18 protein-coding genes are annotated in these 20863 nt (G+C 40.1%); 1 reads left to right on the top strand and 17 read right to left on the bottom strand.

What is annotated here, in order from left to right; genetic code table 11:
* Positions 1-157: 157 nt before the first annotated feature.
* Together WC788_04075 and WC788_04070 are read right to left on the bottom strand one after the other, a co-directional pair.
* Positions 158-2095 carry a nucleoside-diphosphate sugar epimerase/dehydratase gene (locus WC788_04075; protein MFA6096777.1) on the bottom strand — a complete coding sequence of 646 codons (1938 nt, stop codon included), beginning with the start codon at positions 2093-2095 and terminating at the stop codon, positions 158-160.
* Between the two features lie 36 nt (positions 2096-2131).
* Entirely contained in the window at positions 2132-3244 is a 1113-nt protein-coding gene (locus WC788_04070) for a DegT/DnrJ/EryC1/StrS aminotransferase family protein (protein MFA6096776.1), read from the bottom strand.
* Between the two features lie 379 nt (positions 3245-3623).
* Here WC788_04070 and WC788_04065 point away from each other — a divergent pair, with 379 nt between their 5' ends.
* Positions 3624-4490 (top strand): hypothetical protein, encoded by an 867-nt coding sequence (locus WC788_04065; protein ID MFA6096775.1) that lies wholly within the window; start codon positions 3624-3626, stop codon positions 4488-4490.
* A 206-nt stretch (positions 4491-4696) separates the two neighbouring features.
* Here the strand turns inward: WC788_04065 and WC788_04060 are convergent, their stop codons facing one another.
* The 15 genes from WC788_04060 to WC788_03990 form a co-directional block, all read right to left on the bottom strand.
* Entirely contained in the window at positions 4697-5455 is a 759-nt protein-coding gene (locus WC788_04060; protein ID MFA6096774.1) for a cephalosporin hydroxylase family protein, read from the bottom strand.
* A 192-nt stretch (positions 5456-5647) separates the two neighbouring features.
* The gene (locus tag WC788_04055; GenBank protein MFA6096773.1) at positions 5648-6685 is read right to left on the bottom strand and encodes a TIGR00180 family glycosyltransferase; all 1038 of its coding nucleotides are present in this window, start codon (positions 6683-6685) and stop codon (positions 5648-5650) included.
* A gap of 122 nt (positions 6686-6807) precedes the next feature.
* Entirely contained in the window at positions 6808-8403 is a 1596-nt protein-coding gene (locus tag WC788_04050; protein MFA6096772.1) for a radical SAM protein, read from the bottom strand.
* Positions 8393-9739: a glycosyltransferase family 4 protein gene (locus WC788_04045; GenBank protein MFA6096771.1), complete on the bottom strand. Its 1347-nt coding sequence runs from the start codon at positions 9737-9739 to the stop codon at positions 8393-8395. The genes WC788_04050 and WC788_04045 overlap by 11 nt, the downstream gene beginning before the upstream one ends.
* 76 nt (positions 9740-9815) lie before the next feature.
* The gene (locus WC788_04040; protein MFA6096770.1) at positions 9816-11438 is read right to left on the bottom strand and encodes a radical SAM protein; all 1623 of its coding nucleotides are present in this window, start codon (positions 11436-11438) and stop codon (positions 9816-9818) included.
* Positions 11431-12621 carry an FkbM family methyltransferase gene (locus WC788_04035; protein ID MFA6096769.1) on the bottom strand — a complete coding sequence of 397 codons (1191 nt, stop codon included), beginning with the start codon at positions 12619-12621 and terminating at the stop codon, positions 11431-11433. Before WC788_04035 ends, WC788_04040 begins: the two co-directional genes overlap by 8 nt.
* On the bottom strand, positions 12596-13624 hold the full coding sequence (locus WC788_04030) for a radical SAM/SPASM domain-containing protein (protein ID MFA6096768.1): 1029 nt from the start codon (positions 13622-13624) through the stop codon (positions 12596-12598). Before WC788_04030 ends, WC788_04035 begins: the two co-directional genes overlap by 26 nt.
* Positions 13625-13661: 37 nt before the next feature.
* Positions 13662-14537 (bottom strand): dTDP-4-dehydrorhamnose reductase, encoded by an 876-nt coding sequence (rfbD, locus tag WC788_04025; protein MFA6096767.1) that lies wholly within the window; start codon positions 14535-14537, stop codon positions 13662-13664.
* A complete protein-coding gene (gene rfbC, locus WC788_04020; GenBank protein MFA6096766.1) occupies positions 14537-15067 on the bottom strand; it encodes a dTDP-4-dehydrorhamnose 3,5-epimerase in 531 nt (176 codons plus the stop codon). The genes rfbD and rfbC overlap by 1 nt, the downstream gene beginning before the upstream one ends.
* A complete protein-coding gene (locus WC788_04015; protein ID MFA6096765.1) occupies positions 15064-16275 on the bottom strand; it encodes a class I SAM-dependent methyltransferase in 1212 nt (403 codons plus the stop codon). Before WC788_04015 ends, rfbC begins: the two co-directional genes overlap by 4 nt.
* 128 nt (positions 16276-16403) lie before the next feature.
* Complete coding sequence (locus WC788_04010; GenBank protein MFA6096764.1) at positions 16404-17408, bottom strand: SDR family NAD(P)-dependent oxidoreductase; 1005 nt, start codon at positions 17406-17408, stop codon at positions 16404-16406.
* 85 nt (positions 17409-17493) lie between these two features.
* A complete protein-coding gene (gene rfbF, locus WC788_04005; GenBank protein ID MFA6096763.1) occupies positions 17494-18285 on the bottom strand; it encodes a glucose-1-phosphate cytidylyltransferase in 792 nt (263 codons plus the stop codon).
* 71 nt (positions 18286-18356) lie between these two features.
* A complete protein-coding gene (locus WC788_04000) occupies positions 18357-18836 on the bottom strand; it encodes a YhcH/YjgK/YiaL family protein (GenBank protein ID MFA6096762.1) in 480 nt (159 codons plus the stop codon).
* Positions 18837-18959: 123 nt separating this feature from the next.
* Positions 18960-20036: an N-acetylneuraminate synthase family protein gene (locus WC788_03995; protein ID MFA6096761.1), complete on the bottom strand. Its 1077-nt coding sequence runs from the start codon at positions 20034-20036 to the stop codon at positions 18960-18962.
* Positions 20037-20067: 31 nt separating this feature from the next.
* Positions 20068-20862, bottom strand: coding sequence for an oxidoreductase (locus WC788_03990; GenBank protein ID MFA6096760.1), 795 nt, complete (start codon positions 20860-20862; stop codon positions 20068-20070).
* Position 20863: the final 1 nt, after the last annotated feature.

The following is a 20863-nucleotide window of genomic DNA, read 5'->3' as shown; positions in this document are numbered from 1 at the left end:
TATCTCCCCCAAGAGGTCGGATCCTCTGAGGCAACGTACGAAAGAACTCGGAGAGCTCTGTACCTCCCCAAGGAGGTCAGTACTCTGAGAAAGCATGATCCACTGAAGCAAAGAACAATTCAATAATGGGACAATATAACAATAGGGCAATTAGCATCTAATATCCAGAATTATTTTCTGACTTTATGGACTTTCCACTTTCGACATTCGACACTCCACTATAGCTTGGCACTAATTCCTTCAAAACTCGCTTAATTTCAGCACCATTTGAATTATACATGATGTTTTTCAATTTTCCCATCCCATCATTAAGTTTTCGTTCATCCGTTGCAGCAAGCTTTGCAATGAATATCTTGTTGTTCTTTGTCGCCACAGTACCCTCTTTTGGAGTCAGGATCTCTTCATATAATTTCTCTCCCGGCCTCACACCTGTAAAAACGATCGGCATATCCTCATCGGGCTTAAAGCCGGATAGCTTGATCATTTCCCTTGCAAGATCCACGATCTTGATCTGCTCGCCCATATCCAGAACAAAAACCTCTCCGCCGCCGCCCATTTCCGCCGCCTGCATGACCAAAAGACATGCCTCGGAAGTGATCATAAAATATCTTTTCATATCCGGATGCGTCACTTTCACAGGTCCACCCCGCTTTATCTGATCCTTGAAAGTGGGAATGACGCTCCCCCTGCTTCCCAAGACATTCCCGAATCGCACCGAAACAAACTTGGTGTGATCCTTTTGATTCAAAACTTGCGATATCATTTCTCCAACCCGCTTGGTTGCACCCATGACCGAAGTGGGATTGATCGCTTTGTCAGTCGATATAAGAACAAACTTCTCGGCGCCATGTTTCAAAGAAGCTTCCGAAACGGTCTTCATGCCAAAAATATTATTCTTCACCGCTTCTTCGGGATTCTCTTCCATGAGAGGAACATGCTTATAGGCGGCCGCATGGAAAACAATATTCGGCTTGAATTGCTTGAATACTTCATTTATTTTATTCGGATCTCTGATGTCCGCAATAACTGAAACAATCTGTAAATTGGAAAAATTCGCCTTTAGCTCATTCGCTATATAGAACATGCCCGTTTCATCTTGGTCCAAAATAAGAAGCTTCCGGGGTCTGAATTTTGCAACTTGCCTTGAAAGCTCGCTTCCGATCGAACCTGCCGCGCCTGTGATCAGGACAGTTTTATCCTTTATGAATCTTTCGATCTTTTCAGTATCAACCGACACGGGCTCCCGGCCCAAAAGATCCTCCACTTCAACTTCCCTGATGTTCCCGATCGAAACTTTTCCACCGATCAACTCCGCCATCGACGGAAGTATCTTTATATTCCCTACTCCGGCCTTTCTCCCAAGTTCCACCGCTCTCTTGATGGTCTTTGATCCGGCCGATGGAAGCGCAATGATCATCTCCTCGATATTCTCAGTCTTTGCGATTTCAGTTATATTATCGATAAAACCAAAGACTTTCAAGCCATGGATTATAACTTTCTGTTTCATCTGGTTGTCATCCACGAACCCTATCGGCAGATACATTCTCTGTTTTCCCGTTTGAATGCTCCGCAGGATCTGCTCCCCCGCGTCTCCGGCCCCCACGATCAACGTCCTTTTTCCATTTTTGGCTTCACCCTTGCCGCTCGCAATATTCAAATAAATTCTTTTCGAAAAACGGATCAGCCCGGTTGAAAACAAAACCAAAAAATAGCTGATCACGAGAACCGAGCGGGGAAATCCGCTAAACGCGCTATAATCCCTGAAAATAAACAACGATGCGCCAATGACCAAAAACCCGAGAGATACCGCTCTCAAAAGTGCGATCAATTCTTGCGTACTGACATATGACCAAGAAAAATGGTACAGCTTGGAGAGATAAAAGATCGGAACGCAGGCAACGAGCGCAAGTAAAATTGACGACTGGATATTTCCAAAAAAATACTGCGAAGGTATCTGCCCGTCAAACCTCAGAATAAATGCCAGATAGAAAGATAAGGTTATGAATATTATATCACAAATCAAAAAAAACATTGTTCTTTTTCCGGCGGTTTTCTTGAATATATCGCTTTTTGCCAAACGATCCAACAGCTGCATCGATTTAATATAATTATTTGAAATATTTGATCTTGTTTATATGATCCGTTTCAGGGATTTGACCACGTACTTTATCTTATCTTCGCTCAGGTTATTATAAAAAGGCAGAGCAACCGTGTGATCGGAAATATTTTCCGCGATCGGGAAATCGCCGCGTTTATAACCATACAGATCTTTATAGAACGGCTGAAGATGAATGCATTGAAAATAATTACTGCATTGTATTCCGGCGTCTTTTAATTTTTCCATGATCCTGTCCCTGTCCTTGCGGACATATTTACCAGAAAGCCTGATCACATAAACAAACCATGAGATCTTCGCCCACGGAGCGACATAGGGAACGCTTACACCATCGACGCCACCAAGATATTTATCATAAAGCTTTGCGACCCTGTCTCTTTTTTTGAACATATCATTGATCCTTGAGAGCTGCGCTATTCCCAAAGCGGCATTGATATCGCACATGCGATAGTTGTATCCCAAACGGACATGCTCCAGCCATTTCCCGTTTTCAACCTTCCTTCCCTGATTGGCCATGCTTGAACACAGATCTTTTATCTCTCGGCTGTCAGTCAGGATCATTCCTCCCTCGCCTGTCGTCATCTGTTTATTGGGATAAAACGCAAAAACAGACGCCTCTCCGAATGTTCCGCATTTTCTTCCCCTGTATTCGGCGCCAAAAGCTTCACAACTGTCTTCTATTATCTTTAATTTATTTTTTCTTGCCACCTTTGTAACCCGATCCCAATCCAGCGGATGGCCTAAAATATCCACCGCCACTATCGCCTTCGTTCTGTCTGTGATCGCTTTTTCAATTTTTCCGGCATCGATATTCAAAGTATCGGGATCAATATCGACAAAAACAGGTTTCGCATTTTCAAACAAAATGCAATTTGCCGAAGCTATGAAACTGAATGGCGAGGTTATCACTTCGTCCTCGCGCCCGATACCGAGTGCGCGTACGATGAGATGCAATCCGCTGGTTCCTGAATTTACGGCAACCGCATATTTTGTCCCGATATAGCGGGAAAATTTTTCTTCAAACTCTGTCAACTTCGGCCCCAACGCCAAACACGGCGTTTTTAAAACGTCCAACACGGCCTTTCGCTCCTTCTCGCCGATATCCGGCTGAGACAAGGGAATCATCATACTATATAAATTTTATCGATAACTTAAATATCACATCTTTAATATTAAATTAATCTACCGTTTTTGGCAAGAAAATAACCTCTCAAAAAAACATTCAAATAAAGCAAAAATCGCCCGAGATCAGTTCCTGGATTGACTAATGATGGCGGATATGTTATGCTGCTTAGTCAGTATTTATTACTGCTTGTTGATCAAACCACGAAAAGATCGCTCTTTGAATAAATATCGGAATAGGCTAGAATACTAAAAGCCGATTATGCATCATACATCGTCTCCGGGGACAATACTTGGTCAATATTGAATTATCGACCGAATACTGTCCCTGGAAAATATAGAATGTATATAAAACAAAATTACTTTATTAAAGGAGGAAATAAATATGATCTGGCAATATGCACTATTAATACTCGCAGTAATAAACATTGCAAGCGTGATCCTGAGCAAGGTGGCGACGGATAGCGCTCCCAAAAAAGCTAACGGCATCTTCTATCAATATCTATTCTGCGCCATTATCGCGATCTTTCTGTATGTTTTCAGCGGAAATAACGATCCGGGTCCGATGCTTATTTGGGTCGGGATAGTCGGCCTCATCAATGCTTTCGGAAACTATTTCCAATGGCGCGCGTTTGAGATCAGCCTGAGCAGAAGCGTTTTATTCCTGCCTCTCATGGAAGTTTGGGCAGTTCTTCTGGCGATAATATTTCTGAAAGAAGGCAGCCTCTGGAACTTCCAGATGATCCTTGGAGCGGGACTCTGCTTTATGGCTATGTGGCTGTTCCGATTGCCGAAGAATGACAATGGAAAGAAGTCCTCTCTGGACAAGAAATGGCTGTTCTATACGCTCGGAATGGTGATGATCTTCGGAACAGCAAGTTTCCTGCTGAAAGTGTTCTCATATACCGTAAACCGTGAGACATTTCTTATGGCATGGTATGGCGGAGCCTTTCTGGGCTCGATACCGATCCTGATGCTTGAGAAACAGAATCCATTGAAAGTGTCAAAGAAAACGCTTATGATCGTTCTGCCTCTCAGCCTCGCCATAATCGGATCGCTGTTCGCGCTATATTGGACGTATCAGCTTGGAGGACCGATCAGCCTGGTCTCCCCGCTAAAAGGCGTTCTCGTCACAACCATACCGATAATAGTCGGATGGTTCCTGTTCAAAGAAAAAAAATCGCTTTCAAAAGCGGAAAAACTGGGATTCTTAGCCGGAGTGGCAGGAATAATTCTTATTCTTCTACGCTAAACATAGCTGGAAAAAAAGTATCCTGCTCTTTTTTTATGTCTAAAATTTTGGCACCGGAGCTTCTGTGAAACAGAATACATACAGAGTCAAATCTTAACGTATAACAAATTTCAAAACGAACATCGATGCAATAAAGTGAAATGTTAAGACTTGACCCTTTTTCCCTTGATAAATACTACTGCATTCAACTTAAAATTCATTTTACATTATCTAACTCGCTTTAAATATCCATCGGGAGAACCGGTAATTATAAGTTTTGAATCAATACTTTTGTCAATCTCAAAATCTTTATTTTCTTTTAAAAATTCCCATACTGCCGTTTTAGGATTATTTCCTTTGCCCCACGGCCGATCTTTATCAGTCGTCCCAGAAGGCAAATCTTCAACTCCCGTATCCCCAACGACAAAATAACTCCCCACGCTTATCATTGGAGCATATGCTCTTAATTCGCCAAGTACATGATCATGCGTATGATTGCTGTCCAAACAAGCCAGAACCCTCTTCTTGGTCTTTGCGATCTCCATGACTTGCCGCACTATTGCCTTATCCGTACTCGACCCTTCTATCATTGTGATTTTACTGCTCAAAGGATGAGCAAGGATGGCCTTTTTATTATGAGGACGAATATCGGTATCAATGCCAACAACTTTTCCATGCTCAATCTTGCCGCATGCCTCCAAAATAGCAAGCATAGAAGCGCTAAACACGATAGATCCGCCCCATGCTATGCCGGTTTCAATTATCAAGTCCGGCTTGACCTCCCAAATGATCTCCTGCATCGCCTGAAGGTCCTGTGGTGCTTGGATGATTGGCACTCCAAGCCAAAAAAAGTTATAAGCATATTTCGCCTTAACGATCTGTTTGTGGAAATTTTGCCAAGTTCTTTGAAGCTCTTCATTGTTTTGATATGATTTCGCTCTTTCAATTGCTTCAACTCGAAATTGTTCAATTGGATCTTTTTGCATATTATTTTTCAATTAATTTTAATTAAGCTATATACTGCCTATTTATCTCATTCGAGAGAAAAAGCACTTTTTTTATTAAGAAAAAGCTTTAATGAGAAATCCATCCCCCTGGCGCCAACCTGAAATAAATATATTCACTATGCTCTACTTTTCAACCATAGGTCTTGGAACACTTTCGAATATTGCTCGTGCTCATTTATCATCTAAATATGTCATAATTGCCTCATGAATTTTCTTAAAGTTTTCGCTATTGGCCAAATCATCCGAATAGCCTTTGGGCTGTTTGTGCTTTAGCATTTTTACATAAATAGATCTCAATACTTGATTCAGTCCAAACGGTAACTTTGTCTCACGCAGAATTTTTTTAATCCTGACTCCGGAATTAAAATAATATTTCTTAAGATATATATTCATTCCTGCATCAATGACCTTGCCAGCTTCTTCCTCGCTTATTCTCGCTTCTTTACATAAATTTATCACCAAGCCTTGCTTGAATTTCTTATATAGCGCTCCATAGCTGCCCCTATCAACCAAATCATCAACATCTTCATGAACTTTACTATATGAATCAGAAATAGATTCTTTGGCTGAATATAGACTATTAAGACTTTTCGATTTGCCATAAATCAAAGATAGTATTGAACAAAAAAGCTCTCCCATATATCCATTTTCCATAGAATATTTCACCGTTTGTTTAAAGATCATTTCGAGAATATAGGTACGATGCACTGAAAACAAAGTAGGATAATAATTGGCAAAATGAAAAGCAACCCTGGTTGCCGGATCCGAAAAATCAATTGTTTTATGAGGATAGATAGGCCGCCACAAGAATCGTGATTTTTCTTCTGCCCCCTTTCCTGCTTCGAAAGAAACATAAGCCCCATCCGCCAAGACAAAATCTGAGTTTTTTTCAAGGAAGCTCACAGCCTCATCTATGCATTTCGGGACAATAAAATCGTCATCTGCGCAAATGACCGTGTATTTACTATTGGATCGGCCGATTGCTTCTCCCCACTTAACCCATCCAATAGTGTCAGGCGCGAAGTGATCAAGATACAAAATATCCATTCCAGAATAAGACGAAACGATCGCTTTGTTTCTCTTTTTATTTTCAGAAGTGCTTGAATCCGCAATTATTATCTTACCATGGATTCCGGAATCACTGAAATAGCCCAAGAGTCTTTTTAAACGATCAGGTCTATTGTAAGTTGGAATTATTATAGTAACCATATAGTTTAATGATATAACGCAATAACGCCTTTCCAATACCTTTGTCACTTTCTACAGTTTAATTCTATTCGACTCCCGCCACAAGTTCCGAATAAGGTTATGCCGATCCATCATTCCGCATATTAATTGATTCTAAAATATTCAGCATATCTTTTCCATGTAGCGTCTTTATTAAGTATTCCATTATATTTATTCAGCGCGTCTTGTGCTTTCTGGTTTTCATGTAAAGCATATAATGCCTTGGACAGATAATAATAAGCAAAAGCATGATCGTCATATCTTTCGATGACATCGCTAAAAGCATCTGCCGCAACACGATATTCTCTGTTTTTCATTCTGTAATTATTTACGAAATTTACATCCAGATTCATGAGATATGTTTTATCCTTGACATACTCAGAAGAGTATTCTGGAGTATTTATTGCAATCTTACCGGCATCAATTTCCCCTATTCCAACATTCTTATCTATATACCCTTTTTCTATGCAAATCTTAAACAATCGACTGCCTCTTGTCGGAATAGCAACACTAAAGCCGCTCCAATCTAACCCCACTCCATTAATAAATCTTACCGTTTCGTCTCTGTGCTCATCTCTTTCACCCGGTAATCCGGTTACAAAGTACCCATGGATCCAAAAACCATACTTTCTAAGATTTTGAACGACCGGTTTTACCATATCAAGCCTCAATGGCTTATTAATAATTTTATTGAGCACATGGGACGATCCGGATTCAATAGCCAAGTTTACTGTGTCCATTCCGGCTTTTCTCATTAAACTTATTAGCTCCTCATCCATAAACGCAACCGACAAACCATTAGGACATTCAATCCTCAGATTAAATTGGGCAAACTCCCTGAATAATTGTTTAGCCCTTTCCTTATTCAACAGGATCTGATCGTCATATATCGTTAATATATTCATGCCATATTCAGATACCAGATATCTTACATGCTTAATCACCCGATCTACGCTCGCATATCGAATGACCTTTTCCTTGTCCGCAGACCGCATACAGAATACACAGTTATAGGGACATCCGCGGGATGTGACAAGAAAGAATTGCTTCCTATCTTCTATTTTATCGGCAAATGGAGAGAATGCTTCTTTCATGGCATAATTCGAAACATCGACAAAACTGTAGTCTATATCAATTACTTCATCCAGATCTTGAATTGACGATTTCTGAGGTTCTCTTCCTTCGTCCAAAGATTTTTTTGTGATCCATGATGGATCATTTTCCAAAAAGTCAAGTACATTCTCGCTTTGAACCATTTTTAGAAATGGCATTTCTCCTTCATAAAAACAAATAGCATCGAGATTATCCTGCTCATTCATTATTGTAGTATAGGACGACGTTGCAGCCGATCCACCCAAAACGACAACAACATCTTCGTTATATTTTTTTATTACGGAAGAAATATCCTTCACGTAAACATAGGAATTATCAAACATCATCGATAATCCGACTATGTCCGGTTTGAATTCTGTTATTTTTTTCTTAATTATTAAATCCACATCTCTTTCGTCATCGAGGTTGCAATCTAACACTTGTACGTTTACACTATCACCAGCCTTCTTTTTTAAGTACGATGCAATTGAGAGAACGCCATAAGGAAATGCCTTAAAGCTCCTTAGCTTAGTGCGTACAAGATCATCGCGTTTTAATAAATACGGTAAGACAACAAGAAGGATATTTTTCTTTATATCAGTTTTCATTTTTTTTCATTAACTTACTCCATTTAGAAAGATAGGGATCGCCCGGAAAGAAAGTGTTATATTGCTGCACACTGCCTTTTGTTTTTGCTTGCCAATTCGCCGACTTGGACATAGTTTTTATTTTTTGCATTGCTATCTTCGCTTGATTATCGTTTTTTGCGTTGCAACACGCAGCAAACTCCTTGTCATAATCGCCTAATGATTCCAAAAATACATCTTTAGCCATTATCGTTGAATTACTCTTGGACATATGCCATATCTTATCCGTTTTAGGTACCCTCAATACTTCCTTGAAAATAACATTCCAGTCTTCAATCATTTTATTTACAGAAAAGTTCTTTATAGCATATGCACGGGCATTTTTCGACAGTCTATCTCTTAGGACCTTGTCTTTATACAATCTCTCTATGGACCGGACATATTCACGTTCATTTTTCGCAACAATACCCGTCACTCCATTCTTGACCATAAGACTTTCCATTTGATTGTTGAGAACCACCGGAACAATTCCCGCCGCCATGGATTCCTGAAGAACCTGATCGCAGGTGCCATAATGATACGGCGCCAATGGATATCCAAACACGTCGAATATTGATAAATATTTTTTAATATCGGGAACAAGACCGGTAAAATTGAATTTTTTTTCGATACCAAGTTTTCGTACATGCCTCCTGAATTCTTCTTCTTTCGATCCGCCACAAACGATAAATTTTACATCGGGAATATCGATCTTGCTGCAGATGTCCAAAAAATCCGGATGAATTTTCGCATAATCTACCGTTCCTATATATCCCACATTAAACCCCGTATGTTTTTCCGGCTCTACCGACCTGACATGCTCCACGCCGCCAGTTGACCATATAACACGTAAATTTTTCTTTTGCCCTTTTGTTAATTTCACTACTTCCTTCGCCTTCATGCTCACAGGCGTCGTGAAGACAAAAACATCCGGATAACACAGTATTTTCTCAGTAAAAACATACGGCGGATGAAAACCGGAAATATGGCTCCAGATTATCAGACGGCACGGCGGAAACTGGGTACGGACCAATAAGTCGTACAGTAACGGATGATTCCACCAATGGATAAGCACAACGTCAGCCTTTGTCAGCATGGCAAGTAATTTCTGTTTCTTTCTTGCCATATCTCCTAATAACCTGAAACCAAAATTATCGGCCTTTTTTACCGATTCATCATTTGCATAATCAAGGCAAGCTATTATATGTTCAAAGGTGAGATCATTTTTGACTGAGATCAAATAATTAAGAAGCACCTTTCCGACACCGCCGCCAAGATGCGGAGTAATATGAAGTATTTTATAGGATTTTTTTTTCATCTGATTATCTTTCTAAAAATATCTGCTTGTCTCCAAATGAGCTACCTCGCACCAAAACTTCGAGAAATTCAATCGATTAATTTTTAACTTCCTCCATATAATCAATACCAAAATGCTCAAAATACTCTTTCCATACACTTTCAATATTCATTACCTCTTTCATCTTATCCAGTACTTGCTCTATTTGTTGATTATTTTTATTTACAGCACTTAATGCCCTTGCTAAATAATAATACGCGAAAGCATGATTTTCATATCTCGCAATAACATCCTTAAAGCATAAGATCGCTATCTCATAATCGCCCACCTTCATTCTGTGATTATTAACAAAGTTTACATCCAGATTCATTAGATATCTTTTTCTCTTAATATCAACGGGATTGAGGCCTGGGGCATTGATAACATAGTCATGCATTCCCAGATCACCAATGCCAAAATTTGGGTCAATATACCCATTTTCGATGCAAATTTTATAAAGTTCACTTCCCCGCAAGGGAGTTGCTAAATTAAAACCGGCCCAATCAAGTCCAACTTCTTTAATAAATCGAGCTGTTTCAATTCTGTCCTCCTCCTGCTCGCCCGGTATGCCTACCACAAAATATCCTTGAACAAAAATATTGTTACGATGCAATATATCGACTACCGGCTTAACTTGTTCAAGACGCAACGGTTTATGTATAACCTCGTTTAACATATGTTTTGAACCAGACTCTATTGCCAGAGGAACAGTGTCTATCCCAGCGCGTTTCATCAGCATAGCCATCTCTTCATCAATAAAAGCGACTGATAGACCATTTGGAGTTTCTACTCTGAGATTAAACTCAGCAAGCTTTCTAAAAAACTCCTTGGCGCGATCTCGGTAAAATAATATTTGATCATCATAGATAGTAAGAACGTTCATTTTATATTTTTCAACCAAATATCTTACGTGCCCTATTAAAACGCTCACATCCGCACAGCGGATATTTTTTCCATGAAGCGAGGATCCTGAACAAAAAACGCACCTAAAAGGACAACCTCTGGATGTTACTAAAAAGAATTGCCGCACATCGCGAGATTCTTTAACGGATGAAAATGGAGAAAAAGCCTCCTTCATACTATAAGAGCCGACATCGATTAATTCATAGTTGACATTTATCACCTCATTGAGGTTGTCAACGTATCGCGGTTGAGGTTTTAGATTTTTAGCCAGTGATTTTCTGGTTACCCAAACAGGATTTTTGTCCAGCGTTTCTGAAATGTTATCAGCTTCAACCAGATGCCGCAATGGATACTCGCCTTCACCATAGCAAATCGCGTCCACATATTCCTGTTCATGAAGAATCTTGTCCCACGAAACCGTCGCCGCGCTGCCCCCAAGAACAACGGTTATTTTATCATCATAATCCTTGATTTGCTTTGAGATCCGATTCAGACTTTTATAAGATGAATCAAACATCATTGACATGCCGACAATATCCGGTTTATTTTTTTTCAGAGCCTGTGAAATCGCGCCAGATATCTCCTCCGCGGCATATAAATTCAAATCAAGAATGCCAACACTCGGATTTTTGGCCGCTTTCGCTTTTATGTACGAAGCAATTGATAAAATGCCATAAGGAAAAGCCAAAACGCTTCTTGTGTTATTATTATTCTTCGCCTCCTTGCTCCAGGTAAGATATGGCAAGATTATAAGAAGAATGCTGCGTTGCTTATTCATATGCGTTTTTCCTTTCTTTCGGAATAGCATAAAGCACAGCTCCCGTGCCACCCCAGGAATGTAGTCTTAAATAATATTTATAATTTCTCGTATTGCTCATTAAAAAATACGGTGTCTCCCAAACTCCATCGGCATTGTGATAGATAGTAACCGCTATTATCGGCCGGTATTCGCGTATAGTGTTCACCGCTCCCTTCAATGCTTTCAAGTCTCCGCCCTCTAGATGCAGCTTGATAAAAGTCGCGGGAATATTCATACGGTCCAGAGTGGTTATTTTTACCAAATCACCGCCATTTTCGCTCAATTTTGATGCATAATCAAATCCTTGATAAAATTTACCCTCACCATTTACGTCGCCTAAGGCACATTTCAAAATTTTAATACTAGAAATATTCTTCAACCTTTCTTCAAGCATCTTCACGTTATTGCTATCTGGTTCAATAGCATATAATGCCTTATATCTATGTTCGACTACCTTCACAAATTTTTCCATGACAAACCCCCAGTGGGCTCCGCAATCAACAAAAACTTCGTCTCCATGCAATACGCTGACAACCTCAGGAATGAAAAAACGGTTATCATTATTTACCTCAAGGCTCTCAAACAACAATTCTATTCTCAACTTTCTCCATGCAAGAAACTGAAGATAATACAAACGGGACGTGTCATCTGCAAATGAAGAATAAACTTTCCCTATAGCCTTCTTTTCATTCTCATTAATTTTGTTCAGAAACCATCCGTTATTGATGGGATATCGATTACTGTAAAATTCACTGACATCATAAAAGAAGGCGACATCCCCCCAACCGTCATCTCTTAATTGATCTCTCAGCGCAATGAGCGGAATAGTAACAATACAGATCACGAGTAAGCAATTTGTCTTATCTGTTTCCTTAACTTCGCTTGGATGTATAATGTTTACGCCTTGCCAATATTTGTCTTTTTTATATTGTGCAGCATTTTTATCGACGACATATAAATATGGCATGTGCAGATAGTCAAAAAAGTTTTTTGCCATTTTCCCGAGACTTCCGGCACCATAAAGTACGACTGGCCTGTCGATCTTTCGAGGAAACAGTTCTCTGTCAGACGAAAGAATGCCTTCCAGAAGCTCATCACCACTCCGTAAAGAAGATACTTTAATGGAGGTGTAGGGCTCAGCGCTTTGAATTATTTTGTTCATGCTCTGATAATTTATTTAATAACTCATCGGCATATGCATCAATATCATCCGGCAAACCGTGTGTCATCTGCCCGCATTTTCCGCAGAAGGGATGATCTTTCCTCTTTTTCTGCAAGAACATTTTCCGGTATTCAAACATTTTTTCCCCGTTCCAAATATCCTTTAAGCTTTCGGTTTTCACATCACCGATGATAAGTTTTTCCGACCAATCAAGAAAACACGCGCTCGCCAAACCGTCAGAATTGACCGAGAAAGAATAGAACACATACGGACAAACCTGGACCTCTTTTATTTTTTGACCATAAATACCTACTTCCTGATTAGCCTTGATCCCCTTTAATTCGAATTCGGGCCAGCATGACATGACATGTTCTATAAACACGCCATCCGCGATCTCTCCGAATATATCATAAAATTTCTTCTTATCCTCTTCTGACATCGAATCACCGCTGATCTTTATTATTATTTCACATTTTTTCCTGTTCTCATACAGATGGCGGATATTTTCAACGAGCTTGTCAAAATCAATTTTATATTTTGAAAAGCTCAGATACTGGTCCGCATTAACGCCTTCTATCGAAATATTTATCCGATCGATTCCCGCATTGATTATTTCGAGATTCAGTTTCGGATTGAGAAGCGAGGCATTGGTCGTCGTGTCGACCCTCTCGGCGCATTTTTTCTCTTTTGCATATTTCATCATATCGACAAACCGCGGATTCAACAAGGGCTCGCCGTCTTTATATAACCTCAGAACTTTTATGGGTTTTTCAAATTCGCAGATATCATCAACAATCTTTTTATAAAGCTCAAAATCCATTATCTTGAGCTTCCTGTTGGTTTTTTTCACAAGATCCCTGTCGCTATTAGGACAGAACCTGCACTGGAAATTACATAGATCACTGGGGTCTACAAAAATAGTGAATGGCGTTTCAATCGGTATAACAGTCTCGAGCCTCGTTCTATTTTCTAATTCAATTCGCGGTCTGATTTTTGCTTTCATATTTTTGGATTTGCTTAATATATTTTATTATTTAATTTTATTCCGCTTTCGATAATTCTTCGAAATAAGACTTTAGCCCTTCTTTCCAAGATGGCAATTCTATCCCTATCGCCTTGGCTTTCACATTTTTCAAAGCGGAAACTTTTGGCCTCATCATTGCACCGCTCGCACCTCCCCTATCCACTGGAATGACTTTTGTCTTTATACCTGCTATCCTGAAAATCTCCTTTGTAAATTCATGCCAGCTGCAAGACCCTTCATTCGCAAGGTGATATATTCCCGGCTCAGCCTTTCTGCTCAATAGCTCTAATGTTGTTTTGCTCAGATCTCCGGCATAGGTCGGACTGACTATCTGTTCCGAGCTTACTTCGATCGAATCCTTTCCCTGGGCCTCCTTCAAGATATTCAAAACAAAATTACCTCCCTTTTCCGGACTTCCGGTTTTTCCGCCATATAGACCGCACGTTCTGATCACAAAACTTCCTTCGGGATACGATCTCAGACAAGCATATTCGCCCGCCAGCTTGGACATGCCATATGTCTGCAGCGGGTGAGGGCTATCCGTTTCATTATAGGGAACTCCCTTTTTGCCGTCAAAAACATAATCCGTACTATAGGTTATAAATGCAATTTTATACTTCTTGCAAATTTTGGCAATTTCTCCCACTGCAAAGAAATTAATGGCCATTGCATCAAATGGTAGTTCTTCGCATTTCGGCACGACATGAAAAGCTGAGGTGTTTATCACCACATTGGGTTTGATCTCTTCTATTTTTTTTTCAACCTGACTCGCTTCGGTCACATCCAATTCACTCTTATCAAAAGGAAATATATCCAAATCAAAAGCATGAGCGTTTTTGACGATTGCGCCTGCCAATTGTCCGTTCTTGCCGATTAATAACACTTTTGTCATTATTTCTTCATTAATGGCCAATTTTTGTCCCTGTCCGAAAGAGTTGAATCTGCTATAGGCCAAGCTATTTTAAATAATGGATCATCCCATCGCACGCCATCGGCATGATCGGGTGCATAAAATTCCGACATGAAATATTCGATGATCGAATCGTCCTGCAGTGCTTGAAAACCGTGGGCCAATCCCTTCGGGATGAAAATCATTTTATTATTTGTCTCATTAAGCTCTTGGGCAAACCATTGCCCGAATGTCAGCGAGTCCGATCTCAGGTCCACGGCAATATCATAAACTGATCCTTTAATGCATCGAACGATCTTATCCTCAGCTTTTGGATACTTTTGGAAATGCATCCCCCTGATAGTGCCACGCTTTCTAGTAAACGACTGGCTAGCCTGAACAACTTTGAAATCAACTCCGATTTTCACGAACTCTTCTTCACAAAATATTCTGGAAAAATACCCTCTCTCGTCACACTTAAGCTCCAGATCAATAACATATAATCCGCTAATTTTTGTTTTTTGAAATATCATATAACTCTAATCTCAGGGATCGGGATAATAAATTTTCCACCTTCATCGTGATATTTTTTTAATTGCACCTGAATTTCATCCGCTATGTTCCAGCATAAAACCAATAGATAGTCGGGTTTTTTTTCAAATACTTTCTCCGGAGGATAAACCAACAGATGCGTTCCCGGAGTATATAGATTCTGCTTTGATTTTGCCTTGTCAACAATGAATTCGAGATAATTATTATTTATTCCGAAATAATTCAAAAGAATATTCCCCTTTGCCGGAGCGCTGTATGCGGCAATTGTTTTTCCTTCTGTCTTTATCTTTTTAAGCAATGCGATGAGATCCTCCTTCAGCTTTGAAGTACTAGCACTCATTTTATTATATGTTTCCAGCTTGTCATAACCGTCGTGCATTTCCAGCTTGACGAAATTTTTGACATTTTCGCTTATTTGAAAAACACCCGGATGAGAGACATATATCATGAATGATCCTCCCTGCATGGGTGTCATTTCCACATCATACACCTCGAGATCTGCCGCTTTAAAAAGATTCTGAAGCGCAATTATGGAATAATAGAAAACGTGTTCATGATATATGATGTCAAATTTGTTTTCCATCAACCCTTTCAGATATGGGGATTCAAAAATAGCAGTGCCATTTGGTTTTAATGCCACCTTAACACCCTTTACAAAATCTACTATTCCCGGAACATGCGCAAGAACATTTGCTCCAAAGATCAAATCCGCCTGAATTTTTCTGTCTTTTTTCAATTTTTTGGCAAATTCTTGACTGAAGAATTCCGGTATAGTTTCAATTCCCTTTTTGTTTGCCACCTCAGCAATGTTCTTTGCCGGATCAACGCCCAAAACTTTCACTCCTTTTTCTTTGAAACACTGAAGCTGTGAACCGTCGTTGCTTGCAATTTCCAAAACAAGACTTTTGGAACTCAAACCAAGTTTCTCGATCAGATGCCCTGCCACATTTCTGCAATGCTCCAAAAATAAATCTGACGTTGCGGAAAAATAAATATAATCCACATAAAGATCCTCCGGTGGTACATTCTTCATAAGTTGCACCAGATAACACTTGGGACAGAATCCGACACTCAGATTGTATTTCTTTTCACCGGCTATGTCTTCTTTTTTTAAAAAAGAGTTAACGAGCGGCATTTCGCCAAGCGAAAAAAATTCGCTGATTTCAGAACTGCAAACTCTGCATTTCATATATATTAAATATTATTTATTTAACGAAAATCGCAACTTATCACGCTTGACTTATTTCAATGCGATATTCTACCTGGCCAGAAACCAATATGTCTGTCTCTCATAGCCCATTATCTTTCAAGAAATAATTAAATTCCATGGAATTTACTGACTCTTCCCATGACCTTCTTCCACCAAGAATTATTTTTATACCAATCCAGGGTGATCTTCAGGCCTGTTTGCAGATCCACTTGCGGCTCCCATCCCAGCATTTTATTCGCTTTTTCAAAAGAAAGATACTGGCGGTCAATTTCCCCAGGAGTGGCCTTTCCCAAAATTATCGGCTTTGCCTTATCGTGTCCGGTAATTTTGATCACGAGTCGAGCCAGCTCCTCTATTGATATTGGCTTATTTGTACCCAAATTAAAAACCTCTCCATTGGTAATTTTCCGATTTTCTCCGGCTGATAAGATCGCCCTGACCACATCTCCCACATACAAGAAATCTCTTATATTCTTCCCGCTTCCCCTGATGACCAGCGGCTTATCATTGATCACGGCATTAACGAAATCCGGGATTACTCTCAGCATGTTCGCATCCCTTCCTCCATAGGCATTCGACCATCTCAAGATCGTAGCATTTATACCATAAGTAGTATAATACGCATAAACCAGTCTGTCTGCAGCGACCTTGGAGGCATCATAGGGTGATTTGGCCGATAGAGAGTGATCTTCTTTTATTGGCAGATGTATGGGCTCTCCATAAACCTTGTCAGTACTGACAAAGATCAAAAAGGGCTTATTGGCTGACTTTCTCATTCCCTCCAGCAGGTTGAACGTTCCCCAGAGATTGATCGACAAAGTTTCTTCGGGATTTTTAATCGAATATAAAACTTGCGTTGTGGCAGCCAGATGGCATATTATTTCACACTTGTTCACGGCTTTCGATATCAGGTTTTTATTCCGAATATCTCCATAAATAATATGTATCTTTTTCTTCAGATGTTTTATTGCATCTTCTTTGAAAGGATCGCTCTTGTTCACCAATATCGTAACATCTGAACCGTTTTCGACCAGCGATTCGGTCAGCCATGAACCGATGAAGCCGGTTGCTCCCGTAACCAAAACTTTTTTATTTTTCCAGAATTTATTCATAGCTACTTATAATTAGTGGCATAAAAAACACAGAATAGCACAGATATCCACAAGCGCATGGAACAACTTCTTGCTTCAATGGTTCTTATTCATTTTCCCACACCGCCCAGGGCCTGCCGTTTTCCCACAATCTATTGAGCAAAAGATTTTCCCTGTAAGTGTCCATACACTGCCAAAAGCCATCGTGGCGATATATCGCAAGTTCACGATCGGATGCCAAATGACGAAGCGCTTCCCCCTCAAGATTACAATTATCTTCATCCCTCAAATAATCGAAAAATTTCTTATTAAGCACAAAATATCCCCCACTAATAAACCCCGTCCCGTCACTTGAGATCAGCTGGGGCTTCTCACTGAACTTGACGACCAAATTATCTTCGGTCATCAATTCACCGTATCGCGATGGAGCAAGCGCTCCGGTCACGGTTCCCAATTTTCCGTGCGATCTATGGAATTTCAGAAGTTTTGCCATATCGACATTAGCCACGCCATCCCCATAGGTCAGCAAAAACATATCACAATCGACATAATTTTCTATCCGCTTGACTCTGGTTCCCGTCTCGGCCGTCTTCCCCGTATCAACCATAGTAATTTTCCAATCTTCAATTTCATCTTGATCATACATCTCAATTTTATTATTTTTCAATTCAATTGAAAAATCATTATGCATCGTCCTGTAGTTCAAAAAATAATCCTTGATCATTTCTCCTTTGTAGCCTAGGCACAAGATGAATTTCCTGAAACCATAATGAGAATAGATCTTCATAATATGCCACAAAACGGGACGTCCGCCGATCTCCACGAGAGGCTTGGGTTTGAATTCCGTTTCCTCCCGGAGCCTTGTCCCCTGTCCTCCGCAAAGTATGACAACGGGAATGTCCTTATTGCTGATCTCTTTATCCTTTTTTATTTTTTTTGCCATAAAATAAAATAATATTTATATAACAACTATTTATCTTGGAGCAAATCGACTGAAACTTTTACAATCACCTTCCTGACCGCATTCTCTCCCGCCAGATCGCATCCGGGCCGATGGATCTCGCCCGGGAAAAAAACGACATACATTCCCTTATGAATCAAAAGATTCATTTCGTTATTCACGGTATCATATAACGCAACATCTTTTTCCGCGCTGTATTCGTCTGTTGGCCGGCTTTTTTGGTCTTCAAAACCGAAACCCATGGCTTCTTTGCCTGAAACAATGAATTGCACATCTATATATTTTCTGTGCATTTCCGCCTTTTTACCGCTTTTTGGCTTAGTGCGATATTCATCCAGAATAACGAACATTTTCTCGCCATCAATAAGATGCTTTCCCTTTTCCATCTTTGAAAGATCCGCTCTTTTCAAATAGTCAACCGCCTTCTTGATGGCTTCGGGAATATATCTCGCGTCTGCTTTGATTTTACCAATATCTCCTATATACATGTACTATATTTACGATAAAATTCCCCCGAAAATCCACACCAATAAGTTCTTTGGCATTATAAGACATACCCGCCCCCTGTCAACGAAATAATTTTACCACATCAGAACGCATTAGACAAAGGCCTATCTTCCCTTCGAGAGTTTTCTGATCTTATCCAACGTTACTGTTTCATCTTCAGCAATATCCTTCGCTGCCGTTGAACCGATTAGTTTAAAGATTTGATTCTGTTTCAGCTTAACCTCTTCTTCCGTTCTCTTATACCACAGATCTTCCAGTTTTATTTTTTTTCCACCGGGGATATTCCTCCGCGCCACAATAGCTTTTTTCATCGGACCTATTTTCCCATATTTCAATTCGGCCTCGGACATTTTCAGGCTTCCGTCTCCGGATATTTTTTTGAACAGGTCGAGATATCCGCTGATTTTCCTGAACTGATCTTTGCCGATCGCCGATTGGAAATCTATTCTTTCCTTTCCAAATTCCGGAGTATAATGCTTCTCAAAGATCCTAACTCCCGCCATATAGGGCGCAGTTGAGATCAGTTCATTGTTCTCATTGTTGAAAGCCGTATGATCGGCATAACCTACCGGAACTTTATATTTCTTTTCAACTGTGGCTATTTTCCTGATATTTATTTCTTCATAGTTTGTAGGATAGTTCTGAAATCCATACATCAAAAGAAGCTTCTTCCTGCCGTTCTTGCGGAAAAAATCAACGGCATACTTGATCTCGTCCATCGTCGATCCGCCGATTCCCAATATTATTATGCCATTGTATCCGATGAGCTTTTTCATCATGAAATAGTCGTTCAAAGACGACATATGCAATTCTATCCCTGCAACTTTTACCCTTTTCTTCAAAATGAGGTCAATGCTTTCCACATCATCGCAAAGAGCGATCACTTCAAGCCCCTTTTTAGCTGCAAGATCGATAATTTCCAGCCATTCTTCGGCGGTGAACATCCATTTTTTGATCTTTTCCGCCAATGGATGTTTTTTCTGGAGATAGCTTTCCGCATTGAGAAGAAGGTGAAATTTTACCGCATCAAGTTTCAGTTCGGCTATCTCGTCAGTCATCCTGCAGAGATACTGAAAATCGCCCTCATGATTATAGGCGGTTTCGCCTATTACATAATAATCTCTGCTCTTGGCATCAAGAACATTTTCCAGCTTTGAATTGCTTTTATTTTTTCTTACCATAATAATATATTAATTGAGCATTATGCTGTTTCTACCAGATAGTCAATCCCCCATCAATGACAAGATTGTGGCCCGTTACATATGTTGATGCGTCTGATGCAAGATAAACAAGCCCGCCAACCATCTCATCAGCCATCGCCTTCCTGCCAAGAGGTGTTTTTTTTGCATATCTTTCAAGGAATATCTTTGAATCGTTATTATAAATGCCTCCCGGACTGATGCAATTTACCCTTATGCCATAACTGGCAAGATATGTTGCCAGATACCTCGTCAGATTTATCACCCCTCCTTTTACCACTGAATATTCCACGGGATTGGTCCATTCCGTGCCGTCATAAATGCCAAAATCCGGCCCGACCATTCCATAGATCGACCCGATATTGACGACGCTCCCGGATTTCCGCTTCTTCATGTGTTCAACGGCCAGCTGCGTCATCAAGAACACTCCGCTTAAATTCATATCAATGTTCTCGCTCCAGGACTCCAGCTTTACCTCTTCAAATTTCTTTCCGTAATCCTTGTTCCTGGGATAAGCGCAATTCACCAGGATATCGATCTTTCCGAATTTATCAACGATCTTTTGTATACCCTCTCTCACCGATCCTTCATCCGTGATATCCGTTTCCAGCGGCATCGCTTTATCCGGATAGTCTTTGTTCATTGTATTTGCCAGCTTCCCGATATTTTCTTTTGAAATGTCCGAGATCACGACATTCGCATTGTATGCGGCAAGCCCTTTGCAAAATTCGCTCCCCAAAAGACCGGCCCCTCCGGTCACAACAGCCACCTTGCCGCCAAGATCAAACATTTTTTTATAATCGATCATA

The sequence above is a fragment of the Candidatus Paceibacterota bacterium genome, from assembly GCA_041661265.1.
Lineage (GTDB): Bacteria > Patescibacteriota > Minisyncoccia > JAHIHE01 > JAGLIN01 > JBAZUT01.
Note: the sequence above shows the minus strand (reverse complement) of the source record. Positions and strands in the feature narration are given on the sequence as shown.